Annotated in this window: 27 protein-coding genes; 9 read left to right on the top strand and 18 right to left on the bottom strand. The window is 71.7% G+C overall.

The window, feature by feature from the left end; genetic code table 11:
* Positions 1-40 precede the first annotated feature (40 nt).
* On the bottom strand, positions 41-1066 hold the full coding sequence (locus ACN4JJ_RS15955; RefSeq protein WP_440710887.1) for an NADPH:quinone reductase: 1026 nt from the start codon (positions 1064-1066) through the stop codon (positions 41-43).
* Positions 1063-1803 (bottom strand): Pr6Pr family membrane protein, encoded by a 741-nt coding sequence (locus ACN4JJ_RS15950; protein ID WP_440710886.1) that lies wholly within the window; start codon positions 1801-1803, stop codon positions 1063-1065. Before ACN4JJ_RS15950 ends, ACN4JJ_RS15955 begins: the two co-directional genes overlap by 4 nt.
* Before the next feature lie 123 nt (positions 1804-1926).
* On the opposite strand from ACN4JJ_RS15950, the gene ACN4JJ_RS15945 reads away from it, so the two are divergent.
* Positions 1927-2553: a dihydrofolate reductase family protein gene (locus ACN4JJ_RS15945; protein WP_440710885.1), complete on the top strand. Its 627-nt coding sequence runs from the start codon at positions 1927-1929 to the stop codon at positions 2551-2553.
* Positions 2554-2572: 19 nt separating this feature from the next.
* Here the strand turns inward: ACN4JJ_RS15945 and ACN4JJ_RS15940 are convergent, their stop codons facing one another.
* The 9 genes from ACN4JJ_RS15940 to ACN4JJ_RS15900 all read right to left on the bottom strand — a co-directional run bounded on the left by ACN4JJ_RS15940 (position 2573) and on the right by ACN4JJ_RS15900 (position 8557).
* Positions 2573-3175, bottom strand: a complete 603-nt coding sequence (locus ACN4JJ_RS15940) for a response regulator (RefSeq protein ID WP_440711066.1) — start codon at positions 3173-3175, stop codon at positions 2573-2575.
* Between the two features lie 83 nt (positions 3176-3258).
* Positions 3259-4431, bottom strand: a complete 1173-nt coding sequence (locus tag ACN4JJ_RS15935) for a sensor histidine kinase (protein ID WP_440710884.1) — start codon at positions 4429-4431, stop codon at positions 3259-3261.
* A 31-nt stretch (positions 4432-4462) separates the two neighbouring features.
* Complete coding sequence (locus tag ACN4JJ_RS15930; RefSeq protein WP_440710883.1) at positions 4463-5329, bottom strand: ABC transporter permease; 867 nt, start codon at positions 5327-5329, stop codon at positions 4463-4465.
* The gene (locus ACN4JJ_RS15925; RefSeq protein WP_440710882.1) at positions 5326-6264 is read right to left on the bottom strand and encodes an ABC transporter ATP-binding protein; all 939 of its coding nucleotides are present in this window, start codon (positions 6262-6264) and stop codon (positions 5326-5328) included. The genes ACN4JJ_RS15930 and ACN4JJ_RS15925 overlap by 4 nt, the downstream gene beginning before the upstream one ends.
* Positions 6265-6356: 92 nt before the next feature.
* Positions 6357-6485 carry a hypothetical protein gene (locus ACN4JJ_RS15920; protein ID WP_440710881.1) on the bottom strand — a complete coding sequence of 43 codons (129 nt, stop codon included), beginning with the start codon at positions 6483-6485 and terminating at the stop codon, positions 6357-6359.
* Positions 6478-6699, bottom strand: a complete 222-nt coding sequence (locus ACN4JJ_RS15915) for a hypothetical protein (protein ID WP_440710880.1) — start codon at positions 6697-6699, stop codon at positions 6478-6480. Before ACN4JJ_RS15915 ends, ACN4JJ_RS15920 begins: the two co-directional genes overlap by 8 nt.
* A gap of 90 nt (positions 6700-6789) precedes the next feature.
* The gene (locus ACN4JJ_RS15910) at positions 6790-7182 is read right to left on the bottom strand and encodes a PPOX class F420-dependent oxidoreductase (RefSeq protein ID WP_440710879.1); all 393 of its coding nucleotides are present in this window, start codon (positions 7180-7182) and stop codon (positions 6790-6792) included.
* Positions 7183-7263: 81 nt separating this feature from the next.
* Positions 7264-7659, bottom strand: a complete 396-nt coding sequence (locus tag ACN4JJ_RS15905) for a helix-turn-helix domain-containing protein (protein ID WP_440710878.1) — start codon at positions 7657-7659, stop codon at positions 7264-7266.
* Between the two features lie 136 nt (positions 7660-7795).
* A complete protein-coding gene (locus tag ACN4JJ_RS15900) occupies positions 7796-8557 on the bottom strand; it encodes an alpha/beta hydrolase (protein WP_440710877.1) in 762 nt (253 codons plus the stop codon).
* Positions 8558-8675: 118 nt separating this feature from the next.
* Between ACN4JJ_RS15900 and ACN4JJ_RS15895 the strand changes: the two genes are divergently transcribed.
* Together ACN4JJ_RS15895 and ACN4JJ_RS15890 are read left to right on the top strand one after the other, a co-directional pair.
* Complete coding sequence (locus ACN4JJ_RS15895) at positions 8676-9062, top strand: PadR family transcriptional regulator (protein ID WP_440710876.1); 387 nt, start codon at positions 8676-8678, stop codon at positions 9060-9062.
* Complete coding sequence (locus ACN4JJ_RS15890; RefSeq protein ID WP_440710875.1) at positions 9059-9640, top strand: hypothetical protein; 582 nt, start codon at positions 9059-9061, stop codon at positions 9638-9640. The genes ACN4JJ_RS15895 and ACN4JJ_RS15890 overlap by 4 nt, the downstream gene beginning before the upstream one ends.
* On the opposite strand, the gene ACN4JJ_RS15885 is transcribed toward ACN4JJ_RS15890, so the two are convergent.
* The 5 genes from ACN4JJ_RS15885 to ACN4JJ_RS15865 form a co-directional block, all read right to left on the bottom strand.
* Positions 9595-9834: a hypothetical protein gene (locus tag ACN4JJ_RS15885; protein WP_440710874.1), complete on the bottom strand. Its 240-nt coding sequence runs from the start codon at positions 9832-9834 to the stop codon at positions 9595-9597. The genes ACN4JJ_RS15890 and ACN4JJ_RS15885 overlap by 46 nt on opposite strands.
* Positions 9835-9887: 53 nt before the next feature.
* A complete protein-coding gene (locus ACN4JJ_RS15880; RefSeq protein WP_440710873.1) occupies positions 9888-10778 on the bottom strand; it encodes an alpha/beta fold hydrolase in 891 nt (296 codons plus the stop codon).
* Positions 10779-10880: 102 nt separating this feature from the next.
* Positions 10881-12620: a glucose-6-phosphate isomerase gene (gene pgi / locus ACN4JJ_RS15875; RefSeq protein WP_440710872.1), complete on the bottom strand. Its 1740-nt coding sequence runs from the start codon at positions 12618-12620 to the stop codon at positions 10881-10883.
* Positions 12621-12682: 62 nt separating this feature from the next.
* Complete coding sequence (locus ACN4JJ_RS15870; protein ID WP_440710871.1) at positions 12683-14176, bottom strand: FAD-dependent monooxygenase; 1494 nt, start codon at positions 14174-14176, stop codon at positions 12683-12685.
* Positions 14177-14182: 6 nt separating this feature from the next.
* Positions 14183-14821, bottom strand: a complete 639-nt coding sequence (locus ACN4JJ_RS15865) for a TetR/AcrR family transcriptional regulator (protein WP_440710870.1) — start codon at positions 14819-14821, stop codon at positions 14183-14185.
* Positions 14822-14883: 62 nt separating this feature from the next.
* Here ACN4JJ_RS15865 and ACN4JJ_RS15860 point away from each other — a divergent pair, with 62 nt between their 5' ends.
* Positions 14884-16185, top strand: a complete 1302-nt coding sequence (locus ACN4JJ_RS15860; protein ID WP_440710869.1) for a glycosyltransferase — start codon at positions 14884-14886, stop codon at positions 16183-16185.
* 45 nt (positions 16186-16230) lie between these two features.
* Here ACN4JJ_RS15860 and ACN4JJ_RS15855 read toward each other — a convergent pair whose 3' ends face one another.
* Positions 16231-16611, bottom strand: a complete 381-nt coding sequence (locus ACN4JJ_RS15855) for a bleomycin resistance protein (RefSeq protein WP_440710868.1) — start codon at positions 16609-16611, stop codon at positions 16231-16233.
* A 49-nt stretch (positions 16612-16660) separates the two neighbouring features.
* Between ACN4JJ_RS15855 and ACN4JJ_RS15850 the strand changes: the two genes are divergently transcribed.
* Positions 16661-17071: a DUF7144 family membrane protein gene (locus tag ACN4JJ_RS15850; protein ID WP_440710867.1), complete on the top strand. Its 411-nt coding sequence runs from the start codon at positions 16661-16663 to the stop codon at positions 17069-17071.
* Here ACN4JJ_RS15850 and ACN4JJ_RS15845 read toward each other — a convergent pair.
* A complete protein-coding gene (locus ACN4JJ_RS15845) occupies positions 17053-18321 on the bottom strand; it encodes an alpha/beta hydrolase (RefSeq protein WP_440710866.1) in 1269 nt (422 codons plus the stop codon). The genes ACN4JJ_RS15850 and ACN4JJ_RS15845 overlap by 19 nt on opposite strands.
* A gap of 174 nt (positions 18322-18495) precedes the next feature.
* On the opposite strand from ACN4JJ_RS15845, the gene ACN4JJ_RS15840 reads away from it, so the two are divergent.
* The 4 genes from ACN4JJ_RS15840 to ACN4JJ_RS15825 are packed head-to-tail and all read left to right on the top strand — an operon-like array spanning position 18496 to position 24709.
* Positions 18496-19257: a hypothetical protein gene (locus ACN4JJ_RS15840; protein ID WP_440710865.1), complete on the top strand. Its 762-nt coding sequence runs from the start codon at positions 18496-18498 to the stop codon at positions 19255-19257.
* Complete coding sequence (locus ACN4JJ_RS15835) at positions 19254-20975, top strand: aspartate-alanine antiporter-like transporter (protein WP_440710864.1); 1722 nt, start codon at positions 19254-19256, stop codon at positions 20973-20975. The genes ACN4JJ_RS15840 and ACN4JJ_RS15835 overlap by 4 nt, the downstream gene beginning before the upstream one ends.
* A gap of 42 nt (positions 20976-21017) precedes the next feature.
* Positions 21018-22649: a bifunctional aspartate transaminase/aspartate 4-decarboxylase gene (locus ACN4JJ_RS15830; RefSeq protein ID WP_440710863.1), complete on the top strand. Its 1632-nt coding sequence runs from the start codon at positions 21018-21020 to the stop codon at positions 22647-22649.
* Positions 22646-24709 (top strand): bifunctional lysylphosphatidylglycerol flippase/synthetase MprF, encoded by a 2064-nt coding sequence (locus tag ACN4JJ_RS15825; RefSeq protein ID WP_440710862.1) that lies wholly within the window; start codon positions 22646-22648, stop codon positions 24707-24709. Before ACN4JJ_RS15830 ends, ACN4JJ_RS15825 begins: the two co-directional genes overlap by 4 nt.
* Positions 24710-24787 lie beyond the last annotated feature (78 nt).

The raw sequence follows: 24787 nt of genomic DNA, 5'->3' as shown, positions 1-24787 counted from the left end.
CGGCAGGCGACGCGCGACGATCCGCTCAGAGGGCCGAGACTCAGAGGGATGCGACGTCGATCAGCACCTTGCCCACGGTGCCTGACTCGACGGCGTCGTGCGCGGCGGCCGTGTCGGCGAGCGGGAAGCGTGTCAGCGGCAGGCCCGCGGCCTCGCCGACTCCGAGGGCCCCGTCGGCGAGCGCGGAGGTGATGTCTTCCGCGGCGGCGGCCAGGGCATCCGGGCCCACCGTGTACAGCAGCAGGAACTGGTAGCGCACGTTGAGGGCGAAGTGGTTGCGCACGTCGAGCGTGACCTGGGCGCCGCCGTCGGTGGCGTACACCGCCACGCTGCCGTGGTTGGCCAGCACCGCGGCATTGAGCTCGGCGTTCGCGGCGGGGGAGACCTCCACCACCAGGTCGACCCCGTCGGGCGCGGCCTCGCGGATGCGGGCGGCCGCGTCCTCCTCGCGGTAGTTCACGATCACGTCGGCACCGGCCGCCTTCGCGAGCGCGGCCTTCGCGGGTGAGGAGATCGTCGTGATCACGGTCGCGCCGGCCCAGTGCGCGAGCTGGATGGCGGCGTGCCCCACCGCGCCGGCGCCACCGGCGACGAGCACGGTGCGGCCGGCCAGCGCGCCGGGAGCGAGTCGGGCCGGCCCGCCCTCGTGCACTGTGAGCGCACGGTGCGCCGTCATCGCGGGCACGCCCATCGAGGCGCCCTGATCGAAGGATGCCGCGTCGGGCAGTTTGACCACGCGCTCGACGGGCACCACGGTGAACTCCTGCGCCGTGCCCGTCGGCCGCTGGTAGGCGGAGAGGAACAGCCATACCCGGTCGCCCGGCGCGAAGGCCGAGACGCCCGGGCCGACGGCATCCACGACGCCGGCGCCGTCCTGGTTGGGTGTTATCTCGTGCTGCTCCTCGACCGAGACGCCCCCACCGGAGCGGTTCTTCCAGTCGGTGGGGTTCACCGCCGAGACGGCCACCTGCACCCGCACCTCGCCCTCGGCGGGCTCGAGAAGGGGGCGTTCCTCGAGCCGCAAGACGTCGGAGGGGCCGGTTGCGGTGTAGACGATCGCTCTCATGCTGAGGTCCAACGCCCGGTGCGGCCGCCGTCTTCCCGCACGAGCGCCGGGAGCCGCTTGTCGAGCACGGTGAGCAGCGCGGCGATGCCGATCGCGATCACCAGGATGACCGCCGAGTTGCGCACAGAGTCGCCGAATCCGATCAGGTCGACGTCGAGGAACGGATACGGGTACCAGCCCGTGAGCGCCCCACGGATGAAGGTGCCCACCAGCCAGGCGACCGGCCAGATGAAGGCGAGCGCCATCGTGCGCCAGCCCATCCGGGGCCGGGGCCCGAAGATCAGCCAGCCCACCAGCGTCGCCCAGGGCGAGATGTAGTGGAAGCCGATGGTCGCCGCCAGCGCCCAGCCGGTGGGGTGCACGAGCGCGGCGAGCACGAAGTCGTAGACGAGCCCGGTGATGATGATGCCGAGCATCGCATCCAGCCTCAGGATGCGCCACAGCCGGCCGTCGCGATGGACGCTGAGCGCCAGCGCGATCGAGGTGCCCAGCACGAACAGGTTGCTCTGGATGGTGAAGTAGCTGAACAGGTTGAACAGCCGTTCACCGAGGCTCTGGTCGTTCGTGGGCTGGAACGAATTCACGTCCTGCCCGTTCGTGAACACGAGCACGAGCTGGATGACCAGGGCGACGCCCACCACAACGGCGATGCCCCCGAACCAGATCCGCGCCGCCCGCGCCCGCGTGCTGCTGACCAGCCCGTGCGCATCGCCCGTGCGCGCGTCCGTCTGCACCATGCCCCACCCCCGTGTCCGCGGCCGCCGTGGCCGCGTGCGTCCAGGATAGCGGCCGGCCGTTGACGTGTGCCGCGGAGTTTGCGAGCCTGTCGGCACGCACAGTCGCGCGACGGAAGGACCGCCATGGCAGGACGCATCGAGATCGATCTGTTCAGCACACTCGACGGGGTGATGCAGGCGCCGGGAGGACCCGAGGAGGACACCTCGGGCGGGTTCGCGTTCGGTGGCTGGCAGGCGCCGGTGATGGACGAGGCCGTGGGGGCGCAGGTGATGGCCGGCATCGGGCGGATGGATGCGCTGCTGCTCGGCCGGCGCACCTACGACATCTTCGCCGGGTACTGGCCTCACCAGGAGCAGGGCGACGGCCCCGACACCGCGATCGCGCGCACGCTGAACGCCGTGCCCAAGTATGTGGCGTCCCGGGGCGAACCCGAGCTGAGCTGGAACGGCTCGCAGCTGCTCGGGCCCGACCTCGCGACCGAGATCGCGGGGCTACGCGAGAGGCACCGCGAGGTGCACGTGATCGGCAGCGTCGACTTCGCGCGCACGCTGGTGGCGGAGGGGCTCTTCGATCAGCTCAACCTCTGGGTGTACCCGATCGTGCTCGGGGCCGGCAAACGCCTGTTCCCGGATGACGGGCCGCCCGCCAGCCTGAGGCTGCTCGAACCGGCCGCGAGCACCGCGAACGGCGTGCTGCTGCTGCGGTACGGGCCGACGGGCGAGATTCCGGCGACGGGCGACATGACCTAGCAGCAGGGGCGATCCGCGGCTAGAGCCAGCCGTTCTGCTCGGCGATGCGGGCGGCGTCGGCGCGGTTGCGGCCGGCCGTCTTGCCGATCGCACTGGAGAGGTGGTTGCGCACCGTGCCCTCGGAGAGGTGCACCATCCGCGCGATGTCGGCGATCGATCCGCCGGTCCTGGCCGCCTCCAGCACGTCGGTCTCCCGGTCGGTGAGCGGGGAGTCGCCCTGCGCGAGCGATTCGGCGGCGAGCGTGGGATCGACCACGCGCAGCCCCTGCCGCACCCGTCGTACGGCGTCGGCGAGCTGGGCGGCCGGCGTGTCCTTCACCACGAATCCGGATGCCCCGGCCCGCATCGCCCGCTTCAGATAGCCGGGCCGGCCGAAGGTCGTCACGATGATCACCGCGCACGACGGGAGGGCGCTGCGCAGCGCGGCGGCCGCCTCGATCCCGTCGATCCCGGGCATCTCGATGTCGAGCATCGCCACGTCCGGGCGGGACGCCGTGGCGGCGTCGACGACCTCGTCGCCGCGCCCCACCTCGGCCACCACCTCGATGTCGGCCTCGAGCCCGAGCAGGGCCGAGAGCGCCCCGCGCACGAGCGCTTGGTCGTCGGCGATGAGCAGGCGGATCGGCGCACCCGCCCCTCGCGCGCCCGTGCCTGCGACTCCCGCGCCCGTGCCGTCCGCCCCGCTCACCGCGTCACCCGCCGAGTTCACAGCAGCACCCGCAGGCTGAAGCCGCCGAGGTCGCTGCGGCCCACGCTCATGCGGGCACCCGCCGACTCGACCCGCTCGCGCAGCCCCGCGAGGCCCGTCGACGACGCCGAGGCGGCGACCGGGCCGCATCCGTCGTCGGCCACCTCGATCTCGGTCGGCCGCAGTACGATCCGGCAGTGCGCCGCTCCCGAGTGCCGGATGACATTGGTGACGCCCTCGCGCACGACCCAGCCGGCGAGCTCCCGCCGGTCGGCCGGCACGGAATCGGTCGAGGAGGGCAGCTCGGCGTCGATCCCGGCGGCGTCGAGGGCGGAGCGCGCGGCGGCCAGTTCGCCGCTGACGTTGACCCCGCGGAATCCGGCGACCGTCGCCCGCACGTCCACCAGGGCGCCCCGGGCCAGCGCTTCGACCTCGGCGATCTCGCTCCGCGCGCGGGCCGGATCCGCCTCCACCAGGCGGCCCGCCAGTTCGGCCTTGACCGTGATGACCGTGAGCGAATGGCCCAGGATGTCGTGCAGGTCGCGGCCCACCCGGTTGCGTTCGCGTTCGACGGCGAGCACCTCCAGTTGCGCCTGGGTGTCGCGCAGCCGGTTCATCGCCGCGGTGGTGCGCCCGAAGGCAGCCATCATCAACGAGATCGACACGATGATCGCGGGCAGCCACAGGATGTCCTCCGACCAGCCGTCGGAGAGGCCGGCCGCGATCAGGGCCGCAGCGCCGAGGCCCAGGATGAGCGGCCAGGTGATCCGCCAGCTCAGAACGCTGACCCCGACCAGCACGCCGACGTAGGTCCAGGTGCCCACCACGCCCCAGCCGACCCACGGGAAGATCGTGAACGAGAGGGCGAGCAACCCGGCGCAGACGAGCAGGCGGCGCTCCGCCGGCAGCGACCAGGCGAGGGGCGCGCCGATCAGGAACGCGACTGCGAACATGAGCAACAGGGCGAGGCCGGCCGCGGCGGCGAGCGCCGAGCCGGACCGCAGCACGATCTCCTGGCCGATGCTGATCAGCCAGATCAGCGCGATCGAGGCCCCGACGTACCAGCTCGCGGCCCGCCGGGAGAACACGATCGAGCGCACCGATCCGCCGTCGCCCCGGCCGGATGCCTGCTGGATGGGCCAGTCGGGACCGATGGCTCGGTCGCGCGGCCGGCTCTCGGAGACATCCATGTGCTTCACCTTAGATCCGCCGGAGCCGCCCTCATACCCGCTCGGTGTCGCGGCGGAAGGCCCACACCGTGCCGGCGACGAAGATCGCGAGCCAGGCCAGGGCGTTGATCACCCAGAGCAGGTCGAGCCCCTCGCCGGTCAGCGGTGCGCGGGCGATCTGGCTGATGCCGTACACGGGGGTGAAGGCCGCGATCGTCTGCATGAAGTCGGGCATCGAGCTCACCGGGTAGAACAGGCCGCCGAGGAAGGCGAGCAGCACGATGGCGAGGCTCGTGATCTGCGCGGCGTTCTCGCCGGGCACGAGGTAGCCGACCAGCAGGCCGAGGGCGGTGAAGACCGCGCCGGCGAGGATCCAGCCGGACAGGCCGGAGCCGATCCACTCCGCCGCCGAGAGCTGCACGCCGCTGATCGCGCCGGCCGCGAAGGTCGCCACGACGGCGAGGAGGCCCAGGGCCATCCCGGCGATCATCTTCGTGACCACGTTCACCAGCGGGTTCAGCGGGGTCAGCCGCAGCTGCCGGCTCCAGCCCTGCGCGCGCTCCACCCCGACGGCGGCGCCGGTCTGGGTGGCCGACATCATGGCGCCGTACATCGCCATCGACACCATGATGTAGGCGGCGACCGAGGGGCCGCCCTGGTCGATCGGGGTGGCGGTTAGCTGCTCGTCGCCGAGCGGCAGGCCGATGATGACGAACATCACCACCGGGAAGGCGATCGTGAAGATCAGCGTGCGGCGGTTGCGCAGCCGGCGCTTCAGCTCGATGCCGAGGTAGGTGAGGGTGAAACCGCCGAACGGGGGGACCCGGCGCCGGAGGTCGACGCGGTCGGTGAGGGCGCGCCCGGCGGCGGTCGTGGCGGCGGTCGTGGTCGTGGTCGTGGTCGAGGTCGTGCCGGTCATGCGGATGCTCCGTCCGAGGTGAGGGCGAGGAAGACGCTCTCGAGGTTCTGCGGGGTGATCTCGACGTCCCGGGCCGGGGTCTGCGTGAGCAGGTGCCGGGCGACGGCGTCGGAGTCCTTGGTGCCGATGGTGATCCGCTCGCCCTGCACCTGCACCTCGTCGACACCCAGCAGGGCGGCGAGGGCGACCGGGTCGGCACCGGGCAGGGTGGCGTGCACGATCCGCCCCGAGACCAGGTTCTTGATCTCGGTGGTGGTGCCGTCGGCGACGATCCGGCCGCGGCTCATCAGCACGATCCGGTCGGCGTACTCGTCGGCCTCTTCGAGGTAGTGGGTGGCGAACAGCACCGTGCGCCCGCGGGCGGCGTCGGCGCGGATGGCGCTCCAGAACGATCGGCGCCCCTCGACGTCCATCCCGGTGGTGGGTTCGTCGAGGATGAGCAGTCCGGGGTCCGAGAGCAGGGCCATCGCGAAGCGCAGGCGCTGCTGCTGGCCGCCCGAGCACATCCCGACCCGCCGCTCGGCGATCTCGGCGATGCCGGCGCGCTGGAGCACCTCCGAGACCGGGCGGGTGTCGGCGAAGAGACTGGCGGTGAGATCGAGGGTCTCGCGCACCGTGACGTCTTTCAGCAGCCCGCCGGTCTGCAGCACGGCCGAGACCAGCCCGTGGGCGATGGCGGCGCGTGGCGACTCGCCGAACACCTGAACGGAACCGGAGTCGGGGGTGGCGAGGCCGAGCAGCATGTCGATGGTGCTGGTCTTGCCGGCGCCGTTGGGGCCGAGGAAGGCGACGATCTCGCCCTGGGCGACGGTCAGGTCGACGCCGTCGACGGCGCGCACCGGGCCGAAGCTCTTGACGAGCCCGGTGGCGGCGACCGCGGGCCGTGCGCCGGTCGAGCCGGCGGGCGTGGAACGGGGGAGGGCACTGGTTTCCATGGCTCCAGCATCACGGCAGCGGCGGCGACGGCCCCGGTCCGCCCGTCACGAACCGGCCGTGACATCCGTCATGCCCGCCCCCAATCGACGCCTCAGCCGGAGGGGTTCTCCACCGGGGTGCCGTCGGGCTCGGTGCCCTCGATCGGATCGATCTCGTCGGGCTTGGGCGTGTGCTCGGGCCGGGGGCCAGGGCGCGGGGTGCCGGGGCGGGGGTCACTCATCGTGGCCACCGTCTCCCACGCGGTTCTCGCCCACGGCGCGCACGCTGCGCACGCTGTCGTCGAGCGCCGCATCGCGCTTCGCGTCGGCTTCGGCCTGCTCCTGGCGGCCGTCGCGCTTCTCCTGTTCGGTGGCGTCGTCGGCGCCGGCCATGACCGGCTCGTCCTGGGTGCCCTCGGGCAGGTTCTCGTCTGGTGTCGTGTCGTCTGAACTCATACCTGCACCGTACGGCGGAACCCGCCTTCCGGCTCGTCCCACCGGCGACTTGGCAGGTCGGGGTGCATTCCGCTGCGTCTTCGAAGCGGTTCAGCTCGCGTAGTCGTTCGCCCAGGCCGTGTCGGGGCGGATGAGGAATGCCGTCAGGCCCTCTCGCAGCTCGTACGGCCCGCCCGTGTACTTCTGCGCAATTCGATCGACAATCGGCATCGCCGCCGCGCCGTCGATACGCCGCACCGCGACTCCGCGCACGGTGGCCATGTCCAGCGGCTCGTCGGGCCGGGTGACCGAGATCGCGACGCGCGGATCCCGCTGCAGATTGCGGTCTTTGCGCGATCCGCTCACCATGAAGATCGCCAGCTCCTCACCCTCCACACCCACCCACACCGGCACCGAGTGCGGCGAACCGTCGGGCAGCAGTGTGGCGACGTGCGCCACCGCGGCCCGCTCGAAGTACGGCCGGGTGCTCTCCCACGATCTCATCGTCGGTCTCCTTGCGTCGTTCTGCGTGCCAGCATCGTTCTGCGTGCTCGCGTGGTTCTGCGGGCCAGCCTAGGCGGTCGGTCAGGCGGCGAGCGCGAATGCGGTCGCGACACCGGATGCGGTCACCGCAGCGGGGGCGGCGGTCGATTCGTGCAGCCTCTCGGCCACGCCGCTGGTGAGCTCGAGCAGGGTGGTGTCGAGCGAGGCGCCGAGAGCCGCGAGGATCTCGCTGGAGGGCTCCTTGAACCCCCGCTCGATCTCGGAGAGGTACTGCGGGGACACCCGTGCCCGGCCCGCGACCCCGCGCAGCGACTCACCGCGGGCGACGCGGATGGCGCGCAGCTGCTCGCCGACGAGCACGCGCCAGAGCTGTTCGGACCTGGGCTGATGGGGCCGCGGCTGTTCGGACCGGGGCTGTTCGGGCCGCGGAGCCCCGCTCGGCCGGGCGGGACTCTCATCGGGGCGCATGTCAGTCATGACCCCATCCAATCGCCCGTCGCCCGCTGCCGGCAGAGGGTTCCGCTCACAGCAGACAGCACGGCGGTGCACGGGAGACAGAAAGGCGAGGCACGGGCGCATCCCGGCCAGGCTACGTCAGCGAATCCCGGCGCCGCTACAACAGCGCCTCGAGCTGCTCGACGACGAGGTCGGGGCGGGTGATGAACGGATGGTGCCCGGTCGGCAGATCGACCGAGCGCGTGGCGCGGGCCGCGTGGGCGCGCTGCAGCTCGAGCGAGGTGCTGCGGTCCTCGGTGCACACCAGGTAGGCGGAGTCCGCGCCCTCCCAGCCGGCGGCTGTGGTCGGCGTCACGAAGGCCGCCGCCGCCTGCGCGGTGACCCGCCGCCAGGCCTCCTGCTGCGTGGTCTCGTCGGCATCCTGCAGAAAACGCGCCGCGAACGAGGCGGCGTCGTACCCCGCCACGCTCAGCGTGCCGTCGCCGTTGTCGCCGTTGTCGCCGATCGAGACCGGATCGGGCTCACCGCTCATGATCGCGCCCTGTGCCAGCCCGGCCTCGGGCAGGTACGACGACACGAACAGCAGGTGCCCGACCGCCGGATGCCGCCCCGCCTCCGCGATGACCGTTCCGCCGTAGGAGTGGCCGACCACGATCGCCGAGCCCTCACCCCCGGCCGTGAGCGCTCCGTCGAGCGCGCGGCGCAGGGCTGCGGCATCCGCCACCAGGCCACCAGCTTGCTCGCCGCCTCGCCCGTCACCCGGCTCGCCCTCCGCCGTCTCGCCGCAGGAGGGCAGGGCGAGGGAACGGCTCCGGATGCCCGTGCGCGCGGCCAGCAGGGTGGCGGTGTTCTGCCACCACCAGGCACCGTCGCGAACGAGGGCGCCGTGCACGAAGATCAGCTGCGTGGGGGAGGTCATGGCACGAGCGTACGGCGCGCAGACGACACCGCTGCCCGCGTCCGACGCGCATCCGCTCGCAGCAGAGTGGAGCGAGCGCCGCTTGCCACACCTGGCCATGCAGCATATGTTGTTATGCATGATAAGCGACGTCGGCGCCCAACTGCGCAAGGGAGTGGTGGAGTACTGCGTGCTCGGCCTTCTGCAGGAGGCCCCGGCGTACGGCTGGAAGATCTCCGAGCGCCTGGTCGAACTCGGGCTCATCGGCAGCATCGGAACGCTGTACCCGCTGCTCTCCCGACTGCGCGTCCAGGGCTTGATCGTGGCTCACGCCGACGAGTCCGACTCCGCGCGGCCCCGCAAGTACTACACGCTCACCGACGACGGGCGGATGCAGCTGCGACAGTTCCGCACGCAGTGGCAGCCGTTCGCCGCCGCCGTCGACGCCATCACCGCCGGCGCACCTCGCACTCCCGACACTCCCGGCGCCGGGACGAACTCCCCCCAGGAAGGACCGGTCCGATGACCACGCCCGACTCCCCGAACGACGTCGCCCGCCGCTATCTCGGCGAACTGGAGGCCGCTCTGGCGACGGCTCCCGCCGCCATCCGTGCCGAGCTGGTGTCCGACATCGCGAGCGAGCTCAGCGGGCTCGACGACGCCCAGACCCGGGCGCGGATCGCCGAGCTGGGCGATCCTCTGGTCATCGCGGCCGACGCCACGGCCGAGAGCCGGGAGTCCGCCACCGCAGCCGTCGCCGCGCCCCCGCTCACCAAGACCTACCCCACCGTGGCCGCGGTCATCCTCACCGCCGGCTGGTACCTGGCCCCGGTGCTCGGCTGGATCGGCGGACTCGTGATGATCGGCGTCGGCACCCACTGGCGCCCCGCCGTCAAGCGCCGGGCGATCCTGACCTCGATCGTGGCGGGGCTGGTGGCCGGAGCCTTCCTGCTGGTGTTCCGGGGAACGGGTGTCTGGCCGATCGGCCTGGTGGCCTTCCTGGTCATCCCGCTCATCCAACATCTTCGTGGGCTCCTACATCCGCGAGCGCTGGGGGCTCACTCCTCCTGGTGCGTGAACTCGCTGCTCGAGGGGTTCACGTAGGTCGAGCGCTTCGGGTCGGCATCGGGCTGGTTCGCGTTCGTCGCGTCCTTGTCCTTGTAGAACTCCGCGTCGGCGCGCTCCTGGGCGTCGCGGCCGGCGGCCTTCTCGTCGTCTGTGGCCTCATCCGATCCGTGCATGATCGGCTCGTCCTGGGTCTCGTCCGGAGTGCGGTCATCCGTGCTGTCATCGCTCATGGTCGCGACCTTAGCCCCACGTCTCCCATCCGGCACGCCGGTGGGGCAAAAGCTCAGCCGAGCCGCGTCTGCTCCGAGAGCCCGCCGTGGTCGGGAGCCACGAACGACAGAATGCGGTCCCACTCCGTAGCGATCGCCAGCGCACCGCCCGACGACACCCGGACGACCTTCGACGAGCGGATGCGACGGCGGTACCAGTACCCGTCGTAGCGGTCGACCTGACTCAGGTCGTCGGCGTAGATCAGGCGCACTTCGGCCCGGATCGCGCCGAGCTCGCGGGCCCAGGAGTGATCGGCGAGCGCCTGCCGGTCGAGTTCGACGCCGGCGCTGCCCTGCAGGCCGCCCTCCTCCAGCATCCGGTCGAGGCGGTTGCGCAGGCCCGGCCGCCTCAGCAGCCGGTCGTCGGCGGGGATGCCGAGTGCCTCCGGGCCGAACGGGGCCACGGCCTGCACGGAGGGGTCGAAGCTGAGGCCGTGCGGGGCCGCGGTCTGGAAGGCGGCGACCCGGTCGACGAGATCCGGATGCCGCGCCGCGAGCGAGAGCGCCACCATGCCGCCGGTGCCCCAGCCCACCACGCCGGCCCGGCCGAACACGGTGGCACGCGACTGCCGGGCGTCGTTCTGCGAGGAGCGCAGCCACCCCGCGAGGTCGTCGGCGCGATCCTGGATGGTGCCCCGGCCCCGGCCGGCTTCGCCCTGGCCGCGCTCGCTCCGGCCGCCCGGGCCCTGGCCCGATCCGGATGCCGGCGGCGTGGCGCCGTAACCCGGCCGGTCGAGGGCGACGACGTGCACGCCCCAGTGATTCGTGACCACCGGATCGGGATCGAACATCCCGGCCCCCGGGGTCGGCAGGCACAGCAGCACCAGCCGCTGGGCCAGCGGATCCCCGGTCGCCGAGAACCCCACCTCGTCGCCCGAGGGCAGTGTCGTCAGGTGATGCGCCACGTGGTACCCGCACTCTCCGGTCTAGAAACCCCACCCACCCTTCTACGCCCCCACGCCGATTCCGCAAGCCCTGACGGGTTTTGGGGAGCAGGGGTCGAGTGCTCAGCCGCGGAGCTCGAGGTACTTCGCGATGAGGGACTTCGTGGAGGAGTCCTGGGTGGCGAGCACCTCGGCGTCGCCGTCGACCGCGGGGGCGATCTGCAGCGCGAGCTGCTTGCCCAGCTCGACGCCCCACTGGTCGAACGAGTCGATGCCCCAGATGGTGCCCTCGGTGAACACGATGTGCTCGTAGAGCGCGATCAGCTGGCCCACGACCGACGGGGTGAGCGCCGGCGCGAGGATCGACGTGGTGGGCCGGTTGCCCGAGAACACGCGGGCCGGCACCACCGCCTCGGCGGTTCCCTCGGCACGCACCTCCTCGGCGGTCTTGCCGAAGGCGAGCGCCTTGGTCTGCGCGAAGAAGTTCGCCAGGAAGAGCGCGTGCACGTCGGCGCCGGGCTGCACCGCGGCGCCGTCGCCCGTGGCGTCCTTCAGCGGATGCGCCGGGTTGGCCACCGCGATGAAGTCGGCCGGGATGAGCCGCGTGCCCTGGTGGATCAGCTGGTAGAACGCGTGCTGCCCGTTGGTGCCCGGCTCGCCCCAGAAGATCTCGCCCGTGTCGGTGGTGACGGGGGAGCCGTCCCAGCGCACGCTCTTGCCGTTGGACTCCATGGTGAGCTGCTGCAGGTAGGCCGGGAAGCGGTGCAGGTACTGGGCGTACGGCAGCACCGCGTGGCTCTGCGAGCCCAGGAAGTTCGAGTACCAGACGTTCAGCAGCCCCATCAGAACGGGCACGTTCCGCTCGAGCGGCGTGGTGCGCATGTGCTCGTCGATCGCGTGGAAGCCGGCCAGGAACTCGCGGAACCCGTCGGGCCCGATCGCGATCGCCACCGAGGTGCCGATCGCCGAGTCGACCGAGTAGCGGCCGCCCACCCAGTCCCAGAAGCCGAAGGCGTTCTCGGGGTCGATGCCGAACGCGGCCACCTTGTCGAGCGCGGTCGAGACGGCCACGAAGTGCTTCGCCACGGCGCCGGTGCGCGCCTCGTCCTCGTCGGCGATGGCTCCGGATGCGACGAGCCCGTCCCACAGCCACTGGCGCGCCAGGCGCGCGTTGGTGAGTGTCTCGAGCGTGCCGAAGGTTTTCGAGGCGACGATGAACAGCGTGGTCTCGGGGTCGAGCCCGGCGGTCTTCTCGAAGATGTCGGAGGGGTCGATGTTCGAGACGAAGCGGGCCTCCAGACCCTCCTGCACGTACGGCTTGAGCGCTTCGTAGACCATCACGGGCCCGAGGTCGGAGCCGCCGATGCCGATGTTCACGACGGTCTCGATGCGCTTGCCGGTGACGCCGGTCCACTCGCCGGAGCGCACGCGATCGGCGAAGGCGTAGACCTTGTCGAGGGTGGCGTGCACCTCGGCGTCGATGTCGGCGCCGTCGACCACGAAGCCGGCGGCCGGGTCGAGCGCGTCGGCCCCGGGGGTGCCGGCGGCCGGACGGCGGAGGGCGGTGTGCAGCACGGCACGGTCTTCGGTGACGTTGATGTGCTCGCCCGAGATCATGGCCTGGTAGCGCTCGGCGACCCCGGCATCCTTCGCCAGCTGCAGCAGGTGGCCGAGGATCTCCTCGGTCACCAGGTTCTTCGACAGGTCGACGGTGAGGTCGGCGGCCTGGAAGGTGTAGGTCGCGGCACGGCCCTCGTCGGAGGCGAACCAGGCGCGCAGGTCGGGCGAGAAGCCGTCGGCGATCTGCTCGAGCGCCTCCCACGCCTCGGTTGCGGTCGGGTCGATAGGAGCCGATTCGGCCATGGTTCTCCTCAGATCTCGTACCTCGCAGCGGCAGTGGCACCGCGTTGCGTTCAGGTCAGAATCTACCCGGTGGAAGGCTCTCCGAACCACGTCTGCAGACGACTGTGCAGACTCTGCCGGGCAGTGTGGAGAACCTGCGGAGAGGTCGGGAGAGCGGATCCGCCGCAGGCCCACACGACGTGGCCGTCGGGGCGGAGCAGGACCGCGGGTACGCCCGCGACGCCCGGGGCGATGCCCACCTCGTCGACGCGATCCTCCCAGCCGGTGGCATCGAACGAGCCGGTCGGGTCCAGCAGCAGTCCGCGGCCGGCGCGCAGGAGCTCGTACAGACGGGGGCCGGCCCCGAGCGGGAGATCCCGCATCCGTCGTCCGAGCAGAGCGGATGCCTCGGGGCCTGTCGCCTCCTCACCCACGTCGTAGCGGATGCCCAGGCCGGAGACGCGGTCGGCCAGCAGCCGGCTCACCTCCTCGATGTCCATCAGCTCGGTGAGCAGCTGCCGCACGGCCTGGGGGCCGGGTTCGGGCGCCAGCAGCTCGCTCTGCGCGCGGGTGAGCGCGAGCACCTGCTCGGCCACCGGGTGCCGCTCGGTGAAGTAGCTGTCGAGCAATCCGTCAGGCGCCCAGCCCTTCACCGTGGCGGCGAGTTTCCAGCCGAGGTTGAAGGCGTCCTGGATGCCGAGGTTCAGCCCCTGCCCGCCGAGCGGGGGGTGCACGTGCGCGGCATCGCCGGCCAGCAGCACCCGGCCCACCCGGTACTGATCGGCCAGCCGCGTGGCGTCGCCGAACCGGGTGAGCGAGCGCGGCGAGTGCGCTCCGAAGTCGGTGCCCGCGTAGGCCCGCAGCTGCGTGCGGAACTCCTCGAGGCTCGGCGGCGTCGCGCGGTCGTCGGCGACGGATGCGGCGGGCACCACCGCACGGAACAGGCCGTCGCCGGCCGGGCCGATCCCGAACCCGCGATGGGTCTCGCGCACCCGCGCCGACACCGCGGCCACCTCCTCGGCGTCGGCCGTGAGCGCCACCTCGCCGAGCAGCCACTCGGTCGTGGCGGGCTCGCCGGGGAAGCCGACCCCCAGCATCCGTCGCACCAGGCTCCGCCCGCCGTCGCAGCCCACCAGCCAGCGGGATCGCAGCGCGGTGCCGTCGGAGAGTTCGACGTCGACCCCGTCGCCGTCGTGGCGGAAGCCGGCCACCTCGGCGCCGCGCCGCAGCACGGCACCCTGCTCGACGGCGTGGTCGGCGAGCAGCCGATCGGTGACGGGCTGGGGGATGCCGAGGATGTAGTCGTGCGGGGTGTCCAGCCGGGGCGGCCGCGCCGGGACGATTCCGGCGAAGCGCCCGGCGGCGCCCGGATAGGGTGTCCCGGCCGCGAGGAACCGCTCGAGCAGTCCGCGCTGATCGAGGATCTCGATGCTGCGCGGGTGCAGCCCGAGCGAGCGCACCGCCGGGTTCGGAGCGGTGTCGCGCTCGAGCACGAGCACCTCGACGCCCTGCAGCCGCAGCTCGGCGGCCAGCATCATGCCGGTGGGCCCACCGCCGCTGATGATCACGTCGTGCATGGGGCGCTACCCTTCCGGCCGGCGGAGCACCAGACGATCGATCGCGTCTGCCAGCCAGGTCTCGTAGTGCTCGTCGCTCCAGCCGCGTTCGCGGGTGAAGAAGCGGTAGGTCTCGGGCGCCACGAGGTAGGTGAGGGTCTCGGTGCGCTCCTCGGGATCGGTGTCGCCGTGCACCAGGCCGTGCGCCTCGCACCAGGTGAGGGCCATCCGGATGTCGGCGTGCCGGCGGATGTTCAGATCGGCCACCAGCGCGGCCACCGCCTCGTCGGACTCGGCCGCGACACCGAGTGCGCGGTCGACCCCGGCCGTTCGCGCATTGGCCTCGGCGAGGAAGTGCACGTAGGCGGGGAGCGCCTCAGCGGGAGGCAGCTGCATGATCGCGGCCAGGGCGGGCCGCTCGTGCAGGGGATGGGTGCCCTCGTCGCCGGCCAGCGCCACCTCGAACGCCGCCATCAGCAGCGCGCTCTTGGGCCCGGCGAGGTGCACGCTCTGCACCGAGACACCCGCGTGCGCCGCGATCGCCGGCATCGTGGTGGCTGCATAGCCGTCTCGCGCGAACAGTTCGGTCGCCGCCTCGAGGATGCGCCGACGGGTCTGCGCCGAGGCCTCCTGCCGGATCGGCGAGGAGTAGGAGCGGTTCACCATGCAGCGATCCTATGTTCGCTGGAACCGCACGTCAATGAATGTATCTGTGCTACAACAGACCCATGTCGACCTACCTCGTCTGCAGTTCGCCGATCCACGGCCATGCGGTGCCGATGCTCACGGCGGCACGCCATCTCGTGCAGCAGGGGCACCGGGTGATCGTGCTGACCGGGGCGCGCTTCGCCGGCCGGGTGCGCGAGACCGGCGCCGAGTTCCGCCCACTAGGCGGCCGGGCCGACTTCGACGACCGGGACGTGCCGTCGTACCTGCCCGATCGCGAGCGGTACAGCGGCCTCGCCCAGGCGCAGTACGACATCCAGAACATCTTCGTGAAGACGATCCCCGACCAGTACCGCGCGCTCACGGACGTGCTCGAGGCCGAGCGGCCGGATGCGGTGCTCGTCGACGGGGCGTTCGCCGGCGTGGCGCCGTTGCTGCTGCGGGCGGGGCCGAGGCCGCCGGTGCTGGCGCTCGGCGTGACGCCGCTCACGCAGAGCAGCCGCGACGTGGCGCCGGCGGGAACGGCGCTGCCGCCGTCGTCGACGGCGCGGGGCCGCATCCGGAACCGGCTGCTGGGGGTGCTCGCCCGGCGGGTGCTCTTCCGCCGCACGCAGACCCTCGCCCAGGGCATCTTCGCCGAGCTCGGCGTCGACCGGCTCGACCTGTTCGTGATGGATCTCTCCAGTGCCTTCGACCGCTTCCTGCAGCTCTGCCCCGCCGGGTTCGAGTACCCGCGCAGCGACATCGCGCCGAACACGGCCTTCGTGGGGTCGATGCCGCCGGATGCTTCGGCCGGCACCGCGCTGCCCGAGTGGTGGGGTGACCTGGACGACGGGCGCCCGATCGTGCACGTGACGCAGGGCACGATCGACAACCAAGACCTGGACCGGCTGATCCGGCCCACCCTCGCGGCACTGGACGGGCTCGCGGTGACGGTGGTCGTGTCGCTCGGCGGGCGGCCCCTCTCCGCCCTGCCCGCTGCAGACCTCCCGGCCAACGCCCGCGTCGCCTCCTACCTGCCGTACGACGAGCTGTTGCCACGCACCGCGGTGTACGTCACGAACGGCGGTTACGGAGGCGTGCAGCACGCCCTCGGTGCCGGAGTGCCGATGGTGGTGGCGGGCGCCACCGAGGACAAGCCGGAGGTGGCGGCGCGCGTGGCGTGGTCGGGCACCGGTGTCGACCTGCGCACCGGCACTCCGTCGCCCGACGCCGTGCGGGCGGCCGTGCAGAGGGTGCTCGAGGATGCCTCGTACCGGGAGAGAGCTCAGAAGCTGGCGGCCGAGGCCGCCGGGTACGACACGCTCGCGCTGATCGAGGCGGAGCTGGAGTCGGCCGTGGCCGCCTGGCCGCGCTGGTGCTGACCGCCGGACGCGACGTCCGCCGCCGGCCTCAGCTCGCCTGCTCGGTCAGCCCTTCTCCTCGATCAGGGTGAGCTGCGTGCCGTCGGGGTCGATCAGGAACCCGGCGCGCAGGCCCCATTCCTGCCGTCGCACCGGATGCAGCCGGGGCATCCCCTGGGTGGCCTCGGGCACTCCCGCCCGCCGGACGGCGTCGTACAGCCCGTCGACGTCCGCCACGCGCAGGCAGCACATGAAGCTGCTGGAGGAGGGGTCGAGCTCCGGAGCGGGGAAGAACTCCAGCTGCAGTCCGCCCCGCACGAGGATGAGCCAACCCGCGTCGTGGAAGGCACGCGTGAATCCGAACGAGCCATAGAAGGCCTCGGTGGCGCCGAAGTCCCGCGACGGCAGGTTGGGAACGGCGCGGTCGGGCGGTGGGATCGGCGACATGACTCCATGATGCCGCGTTCCCCGCCGGCATCCGTGGTTCGATGTCGGCATGACGAAGACTGCCTCCCGGCGCCGGCCCGGGCCCGTGACGTTCGCCGTGGTGCTGATGTACATCGGCGGCATCGCCCAGATCGCCCTGGGCATCCTGGCCATCTTCCTGCGGTACACGCCCGAGGCCTCCGAGGGCGGCATCGCGCTCACGGTGACGCTGCTCGGGGTCGGGATGATCCTGTTCGGGCTGTTCGTGATCGCCCTGGCCTCGGGCGTGGCCCGGGGGAGCCGGGCGTCGCGGATCGGGGCGACCGTGGTGATGCTGCTCGCGCTGCTGCTCGCCGTGCTCGACCTGGTGGTCGCGGGCGACGGCGACTGGTCGGGCGTGGCCGTGCAGCTGGTGGTGGCGGTGGCGGTGATCGTGCCCCTGTGGACCGGCCCCGGGCGTCGCTACTTCGCGGGCGCCTGAAAGGTCGTGACCGAAGGATCGGTGGAGGCCCGGGCGGCGTTCTCGAGCGAGTCGGTACCGGTGTCGAGGTAGCCGAACTCCCGCATGTGCTGGGCGTAGAGCCGCTCGCGCTCGGCCGGATCGGCGTACTTCGTCCAGGCACCGGAGGTCGGGTCGTCGTTGTAGGGCGAGTGCAGGATGGGCGCATGACCGGTCACCGCGGAGAGCCCCCGGGCCGGATCCCCGTCGGCGCCGATGACCGTGGCGCCGAAGCTGGGGGAGCGCGGATCGATGCGCTCGATCCGGCCGAGTCCCGCCTCGAGGTCGGCGCTGGCCTCGCCCGCGAAGACCCGGTCGGCGCTCAGCGCCGCCGCGCGCCCGATCCGGTACTCGATGCCGGCCGAGCCGAGCATCACGAAGGCGTAGAGGCCGAGATCGTCGTCGGCCAGCGCATCCGCCGCCGTCGTGGTGCCGTAGGAGTGCGCGATCACGCTCACGGTGTCGAGCCCGGTGCCGTCCCGCGTCGCGGTGAGCGCGCGGATGTCGGCGCTCAGAAGCGGAGCGCCCTGGGCGGCGTAGGTGCCCGCGGTGGCGTCCAGACCCGGGGGCGGGGGCACGTACCCGATCCACGCGATGACGGAGCGCGCGGCCGGGGCGCCCGCTCGTCCTTGAGCGCGGTGGATGTTCTCGGCCCCCGTCGTCCACAGCTGCATGTCATCGGTGTAGGTGCCCATGCCCGGAACGGAATACGTCACCTGCCGCGCCGTGTCGAGGTCGCCGACGGCGACGGCCGCGAGCGGGGGCTGGTCGTCGGTGAGCTCCACCAGGTAGCGGGCCGGGTCGTGCTTTCCCTTCGAGGCGCCGTGGATGGCGCTGAGGGCGGCGTACCTTCTCGCAGCGTCGGAGTCGGAGGGATCGGCCGCCACGGCCTTGCCGGCGGCGTCGAGTCGCTCGGCCAGTTGCGCCCGGTTCGCGGTGTCGCGCGAGGCGTAGTCGATGCCGCCGAGGTTGCCGATCGTCTCCGGCGCCGACTCCACCATCTCCGCCCGGTCCTCGGGCGACTGCTCCGTCCACCACTCGGCCACCACGTCGGGCCGGGTGTTCAGGGCCTTCAGCGCGAGCCCCGGTCGATCGGCCAGGTAGTCGTCGACCTGGTCGTCGGGCAGGCTCAGCAACGTGGCGATGTCGGGATCGGGCTCCACCCGCTCATGGCCCGGGCCGAGCGCCACGGCGACCAGGGCGACGACGCCGGCCGCCAGCAGGGAGATCACCCGCCTGGCCCTTCGCCGCATCACGCCGCCTCCGTCGTGGGCGGGCGATCAGCGGCCCGCCCTGCGGCCATCTTCGCCCATCCCGCAGACCGGATCAAATCAATCGGGACGGGCCGCCCGCGCCCGCGCTAGGGTCGTCTCCAACAGCGGCTGATCCGACCGGCAGGGGGTCTCGTGAGCACGATGACCGTGGTGAGGAACGGCCGCCTCAACCCCGATGTGCGGCTCTGGACGGGCCTCGCGGCCATCGCGGTCGGAACGCTCACCCTGGCGGAGTTCGTGCTGCAGCTCGTGCTGTTCGTGCCCGCCCCGTCTCTGGACGACGCGGAAGCCCTGGTGCGGTACGCCTCGGCCACCGCCGACCTGACGCTGGTGAACGTGCTCTTCGATACCTTCCTGCTCGCCGCGATCGTGGTGTTCGTCTCGGGCTTCCGCCAGCTCATCACGCAGGTCCGGCCCGATCTGCAGTGGGTCACCGGCATCCTGTTCGGATCGGGCCTCCTGCTCGTGCTGTGCACCCTGGTCGGCGACGCGCTGCAGGGTGCCACCGCGCTGGACACCATGGATCTGCGGCCGGATGCCTCGTCGCTCCGAACCCTTGTCGAGGGGCACACCGTGCTCTTCGGGTCGATCGGCTGCACCCTCACGGCACTGGTCGCCGCATCCGCCGCGTACGTCATCATCGCCTCGGCCGCGCTGCCGGCCTGGACCGGGTACCTGGCCTACGCCGTGGCCGGCCTCAATCTGCTGGCCGTGTCGACGATGTTCGGTGGCACGAGCCCCGACGCGTTCTTTGCCGCCGCGGGCGGCGCCACCGTGCTCCTGGCGACGTTTCCCTGGCTGGTCTGGGTCTTCTGCGTGGGCGTCGTCGCCATCCGCGACCGCCGGCGGATCGAGCACCTGCCGGCCGCCGTTCGGGAGGCGGTGGGCCGATGATCATCCCGTGGCTCCACGACGTGCTGGTGGCCCACCCCGAGATCGTGGTGTTCGCGACCCTCGGTCTGGGATTCCTGCTCGGACGGGTGAGCGTGCGCGGCATCGGTCTGGGGACCGTCACCTCGACGCTGCTGGTGGGCGTGGTGTTCGGGGCGGTGATCGGCAGCGACCTGCAGGTGGCGCCCGTGATGAAGCAGACCTTCTTCCTGCTCTTCCTGTTCTCGCTCGGCTACAAGCTGGGGCCGCAGTTCTTCGCCGGGCTGCGGCGCTCGGGGCTGCCGCAGGCCGGCTTCGCGCTGGCGATGGCCGTGGTCGGCTTCGCCGTCACGATCGGGGTGAGCATGATCCTCGGCTACAACCCGGGCATCGCGGCGGGTCTGGCCGGCGGCGGCCTCACCCAGTCGGCGGTCATCGGGGTGGCGCAGGATGCCATCGCGGGGCTGCCGGTGGACGGATCGACCGCGCAGGCCTGGAGCGATCTCGTGCCGGTCGCTTACGCCGTGACCTACATCTTCGGCACCCTCGGCGCCGCCCTCTACATCTCGCTGCTCGCCCCGCGGCTGCTGGGCATCCGGGATCTGCCCGCCGCCTCGCGCGAGCTCGAGCAGCGTCTCGGGTTCCACGAGGAGGCACCGGATGTGTCCAGCGCCTATCCTCTGATCGCCCGGCGGGCCTATCGGCTCGGCCCCGACTTCGCGGCCTGCACCGTGCGCGCGTTCGAGTCCGAGGCCGCGCAGATCGCCGGGTCCCACCTCTACGTCGCCCGGGTGCGCCGAACCTCGGGCATCGTGGAGCCCGGGCCCGACGACACGCTCGCGCCCGGCGACGAGATCGTCGTCGCCGGAACCACACCGGCCCTGATCGCCCGGCAGCTGGAAAACGCCGGAACGGAGATCGCCGATCGCGAGCTGCTCGACTTCCCGCTGGAGACGCTGGACATCGTGGTCACGACCAAGGCGGCCGTCGGGCGCACGATCGCCGAGCTGCGGAACGATCCGCGCTCGCGCCGCCTCTTCGCCACCCGACTGCTGCGGGCGGGCCGGCCGATCGCCGTCACCGGGCAGACCGTGCTGCAGGCGGGCGACGAACTGCGGGTACAGGGGCCCACAGATCTGCTCGAGCAGGGCATCGCGGCGGTGGGCCGGGCCGAGCGCACCGATCCGAAGACCGACGTCGTCACGATCGGCTTCGGCATCGCCCTCGGCGCCCTGATCGGTGTGCCGAGTCTGCTCGTCGGAGACGTTCCGCTCTCGCTCACCTCCAGTGTCGGTGTGTTGCTCGTGGGGCTCGTGCTGGGCTGGCGGCGCGCGAAGCGGCCGACGTTCGGGCGCATCCCGCCGGGGGCGCAGTGGTTCTTCGAGACCGTGGGCCTGGCGATGTTCGTGGCGATCGTGGGCATCGACTCCGGCCCGGGGTTCGTGGAGGGCCTGATCGACTACGGCGCGGGCCTCTTCCTCGCCGGCGTGGTGGTGACGCTCGTGCCGCTGCTGGTGATGACCGTCGTCGGCCGCTTCCTGATGCGCCAGACCGAACCGGTGCTGATCCTCGGCATGCTGGCCGGCTCGCTCACCACCACCGCCGCGGTCGGGGCCCTGCGCGAACGGGCTCGCAGCAGCGTCCCGCTGCTCGGCTTCACCATCCCGTACGCCGTCGGCAACATCGTGCTGACCCTGGGCGGCGCACTCGTCGTGGCCGTCATCGCCCTCGTAGCCGTCTGAAGCCGCAGTCCGAAGCCCTCGCAGCCGTCTGAAGGAGACCCCGTGCCGCACCCCAGCATCACCCGCGACCGCATCGCCCGGCTGCAGACGCTGTCACCGTTCGAGCTGAAGTCCGAACTGCAGCGCCTCGCCGGCGAGCACGAGGCGCGCACGGCGTTCCAGATGCTCAACGCCGGCCGCGGCAACCCCAACTTCATCGCTTCGGCCCCCCGCGAGGCCTTCTTCGCCCTCGGCCGGTTCGCGCTGACCGTCTGCCGGGAGAACCGGGAGTGGGATCCGGAACTCATCGGCGTGCCGGAGAAGGACGGCATCGCCGCCCGTTTCACGCGCTGGCTCGACGAGAACGACGGCGAGGCGGGAACCGGGCTGCTGCGCCGCGTGCTGGCGCTCGGCCTCGACGAACTCGGCTTCGACGCCGACTCCTTCGTGTGGGAACTCGCCGACTCCGTGATCGGCGACCACTATCCCGAACCCGACCGGATGCTGCACCACGCCGAGGCGATCACCCACCGATACCTGGTGCAGGAGCTCTGCGCCGGAATCGAGCCCGAGGTGCCGTTCGACCTGTTCGCGGTCGAGGGCGGCACGGCGGCGATGTGCTACATCTTCGACTCGCTGCTGAAGAACAAGGTGCTGCACCGCGGCGATCGGATCGCGATCATGACGCCGATCTTCACGCCGTACCTGGAGATCCCGCGCCTGTCCGACTACGACTTCGAGGTGGTGCATCTCGCGGCCAGCGAGGTCGACGAGCGCGGAGTGAACCTCTGGCAGTACCCGGCGGCGGAGATCGAGCGGCTGCGCGATCCCTCGATCGCGGCCCTGTTCGTGGTGAACCCCTCCAACCCGCCCTCGGTGCGCATCGCCGACGAGACCATCCGGCTGATCTCGGAGACCGTCCGCGAGCACAATCCCGGGCTGACCATCATCACCGACGACGTGTATTGCACCTTCATCGACGGGTTCCGCTCGCTGCTGGCCGAACTGCCCCGCAACACCATCGGCGTGTACTCGTACTCCAAATACTTCGGGGCGACAGGATGGCGGCTGGGCGCCATCGCGCTCAGCCGCGACAACGTGTTCGACGAGAAGATCGCGGCGCTCGGCGACGACGACCTGGCCGAGCTCGACGCCCGCTACGGCTCGCTCTCGCTCGCCCCGCGGAGCATCCGCTTCATCGACCGGCTCGTGGCCGACAGCCGCTCGGTGGCGCTCAACCACACCGCGGGCCTCTCGCTGCCGCAGCAGTGCATGATGCTGCTGTTCTCGGCGTATTGCCTGATCGACGCCGACGACCACTACCGGCACGCCGTGCAGGCGCTCATCCGGCGCCGGATGGACATGCTCACCGAGGGGATGGCCGTGCGGTTCCCGGATGACCCGTACCGCGTGGGCTACTACGTCGAGCTCGACCTGCTCGCCTACGCCCGGCGCCACTTCGATCCGGCGTTCGCCGAGTACCTGGAACGCACCTACGAACCGACCGACATCCTGTTCCGCCTGGCCGAGCAGACCGGCATCATCCTGCTGAACGGCGGCGGCTTCGAGGGGCCGGCGTGGTCGATCCGGGTATCGCTCGCCAACCTGCGCGATGTGCAGTACGCGCGGATCGGGGAGAGTCTGCGCGCGGTCGCCCTGGAGTACGTAGAAGAATGGCAGGCGAGCCGATCATGAGACCACCTTCCTTGCGCGTCATCCTCGCCCGCATCCCCGCCACCCTCGTGCTGGTCGCCGTGGTGCTGATCGTCGGCGTCGCCGGTCAGGGCCTGTGGTCGCCCACGGCGCAGCAGCCGTGGTGGGACTCGGTGGCGTTCGGTGTTCCCGCCTTCCAGGACGGCCGGTGGTGGACACCCGTCACCGGCACCTTCTTCGTGGCGGAGCCGTGGGGCTACGTCTTCGCCGTGCTGGGTTTCTTCTGGATGGGACTGCTCGAGTGGCAGCGCGGGTGGCGGCGGGCGCTGTTCTATTTCGGTGCGGGCCAGCTCGTGGCCGTGCTGGCGACCGCCGCCTTCCTCTGGCTGGCGAGCATGCTGCCGTGGCCGTGGGCGATCACCCTCTCCGGGATGCTCGACGTGGGCCCCTCGGGCGGCACCATGGCCTGCTTCGCCGCCTGCGTGTCGCTCTTCGCCTCGCCGTGGCGGCAGCGCGGCTGGATCATCGTGGTGGGCTACACCGCGATCGGACTGCTCTTCCTCGGCACCCTCGCCGATCTCGAGCACGCCTTCGCCGTGCTGTTCGTGCTCGTGGTCGACCGGTCGTTCCGCATCCAGCGCGCGAGCGTGCGGGAACGGCGGCTGCTCGCGTTCGCGGCGGGCCTTGCGCTGGGCGTGGTGCAGATCCTGACCCTGCTGCTGCCCACGAACGGCCCGTTCGGGCCCACCGCGGCGGCGGACGGGCCGTGGATCGAGGTGCTGATCGACGCGGCCGTCATCCTGCTCGTCGCCAACGGCCTCCGCCTGGGACGGCGGTGGGCCTGGGTGCTGACCGTCGTCTGGGCGGTCGTGAACGTGCTCGTCGCCGTGCTCTACATCGGCCTATCGGCCGTGGACCCGGTCGATCTGCCCCTGGACTGGGGCGACGCGGACGTGGCCATCGCAACCTCCGTGCTCTGGCTCGCGTTCCTCGTCTACCTCGTCGCCACCCGGCGCGCGTTCGGCTCGCACCGCCGTCGCCCGCTCGGGGTGCCGCGGAAGCGCGAACACGCCGAGCTGCCCACCGCCGACGACGCGCGCGCGATCATCAAGGCCGACGGGGGAGGCACCCTGTCCTGGATGGCCACCTGGGAGGGCATGGAGTACTTCCGCACCACGGCCGGGCTGGTGCCGTACCAGAAGCACCTCGGCGTGGCGATCGTGCTGGCCGATCCTCTCGGCCCGCCGGAGTCGGTCGCGGCGAGCGTGGACGAGTTCGTGCGGGCGGCCGAGCGCGACTCCCTCGTGCCGTGCTTCTTCAGCTCCGGGCAGGGCACGCGTGACGCGGTGCCCGAGGGATGGCGCGACCTCATCATCGCCGACGACACCATCGTCGACCTGCCGGGGCTGGCGTTCACGGGCAAGGCCTGGGCGAGCATCCGCACCGCCTTGAACAAGGCCGAGCGTGAAGGCATGACCTTCCGCCTCACGCGGCTCGCCGAGGAACCGTGGGGGGTGCGCCAGCAGCTGCGGGCGATCTCCGAGGGCTGGGTGGGCGACAAGGAGCTGCCCGAGATGCGGTTCACGCTCGGCACGCTGCAGGAGGCCGACGACCCCGAGGTGCGGCTCGCCCTCGCCCTCTCGCCCCAGGGCGACGTGGACGGGTTCCTCAGCTGGCTGCCCGTGTTCGGCCCGGGCGGGGAGCACCACGGCTGGACCCTCGACCTGATGCGGCGGCGCGACGACGGATTCGGCTCCGTGATGGAGTACCTGATCGGCTCCTCGGCCCGCGCCTTCGCCGAGGAGGGGGCGCAGATCCTCTCGCTCTCCGGCGCACCGCTCGCCCACCACGCCGGTGAGGACGAGGGGCGGATCGCGCACCTGCTCGGGCAGTTGAGCGCCATCCTCGAGCCGGTGTACGGCTTCTCGTCGCTGCACCGGTTCAAGCAGAAGTTCAACCCGCGCTCCGAGCCGATCTACCTGCTCTACCGCGACGAGGGCGACCTGACCCGCATCGGGGCGGCGCTCACGCGGGCGTTCCTGCCGGATGCCACGCTGCGGCAGTTCGCCGGCGCGGGCCTGGACATGCTGCGCCGGGACTGACCTGCGGCGCCGTGACTGACATGCTGCGCCGGCGCGGACGAGCTGCGCCGGGGCCGACCACCCGGATCGACGAAAGGG

Origin of the sequence: Herbiconiux dendrobii (assembly GCF_052048175.1) — a bacterium.
Classification (GTDB): domain Bacteria; phylum Actinomycetota; class Actinomycetes; order Actinomycetales; family Microbacteriaceae; genus Herbiconiux.
The sequence above is the reverse complement of the archived record's forward strand: the minus strand, read 5'-3'. Positions and strand labels throughout refer to the sequence as shown.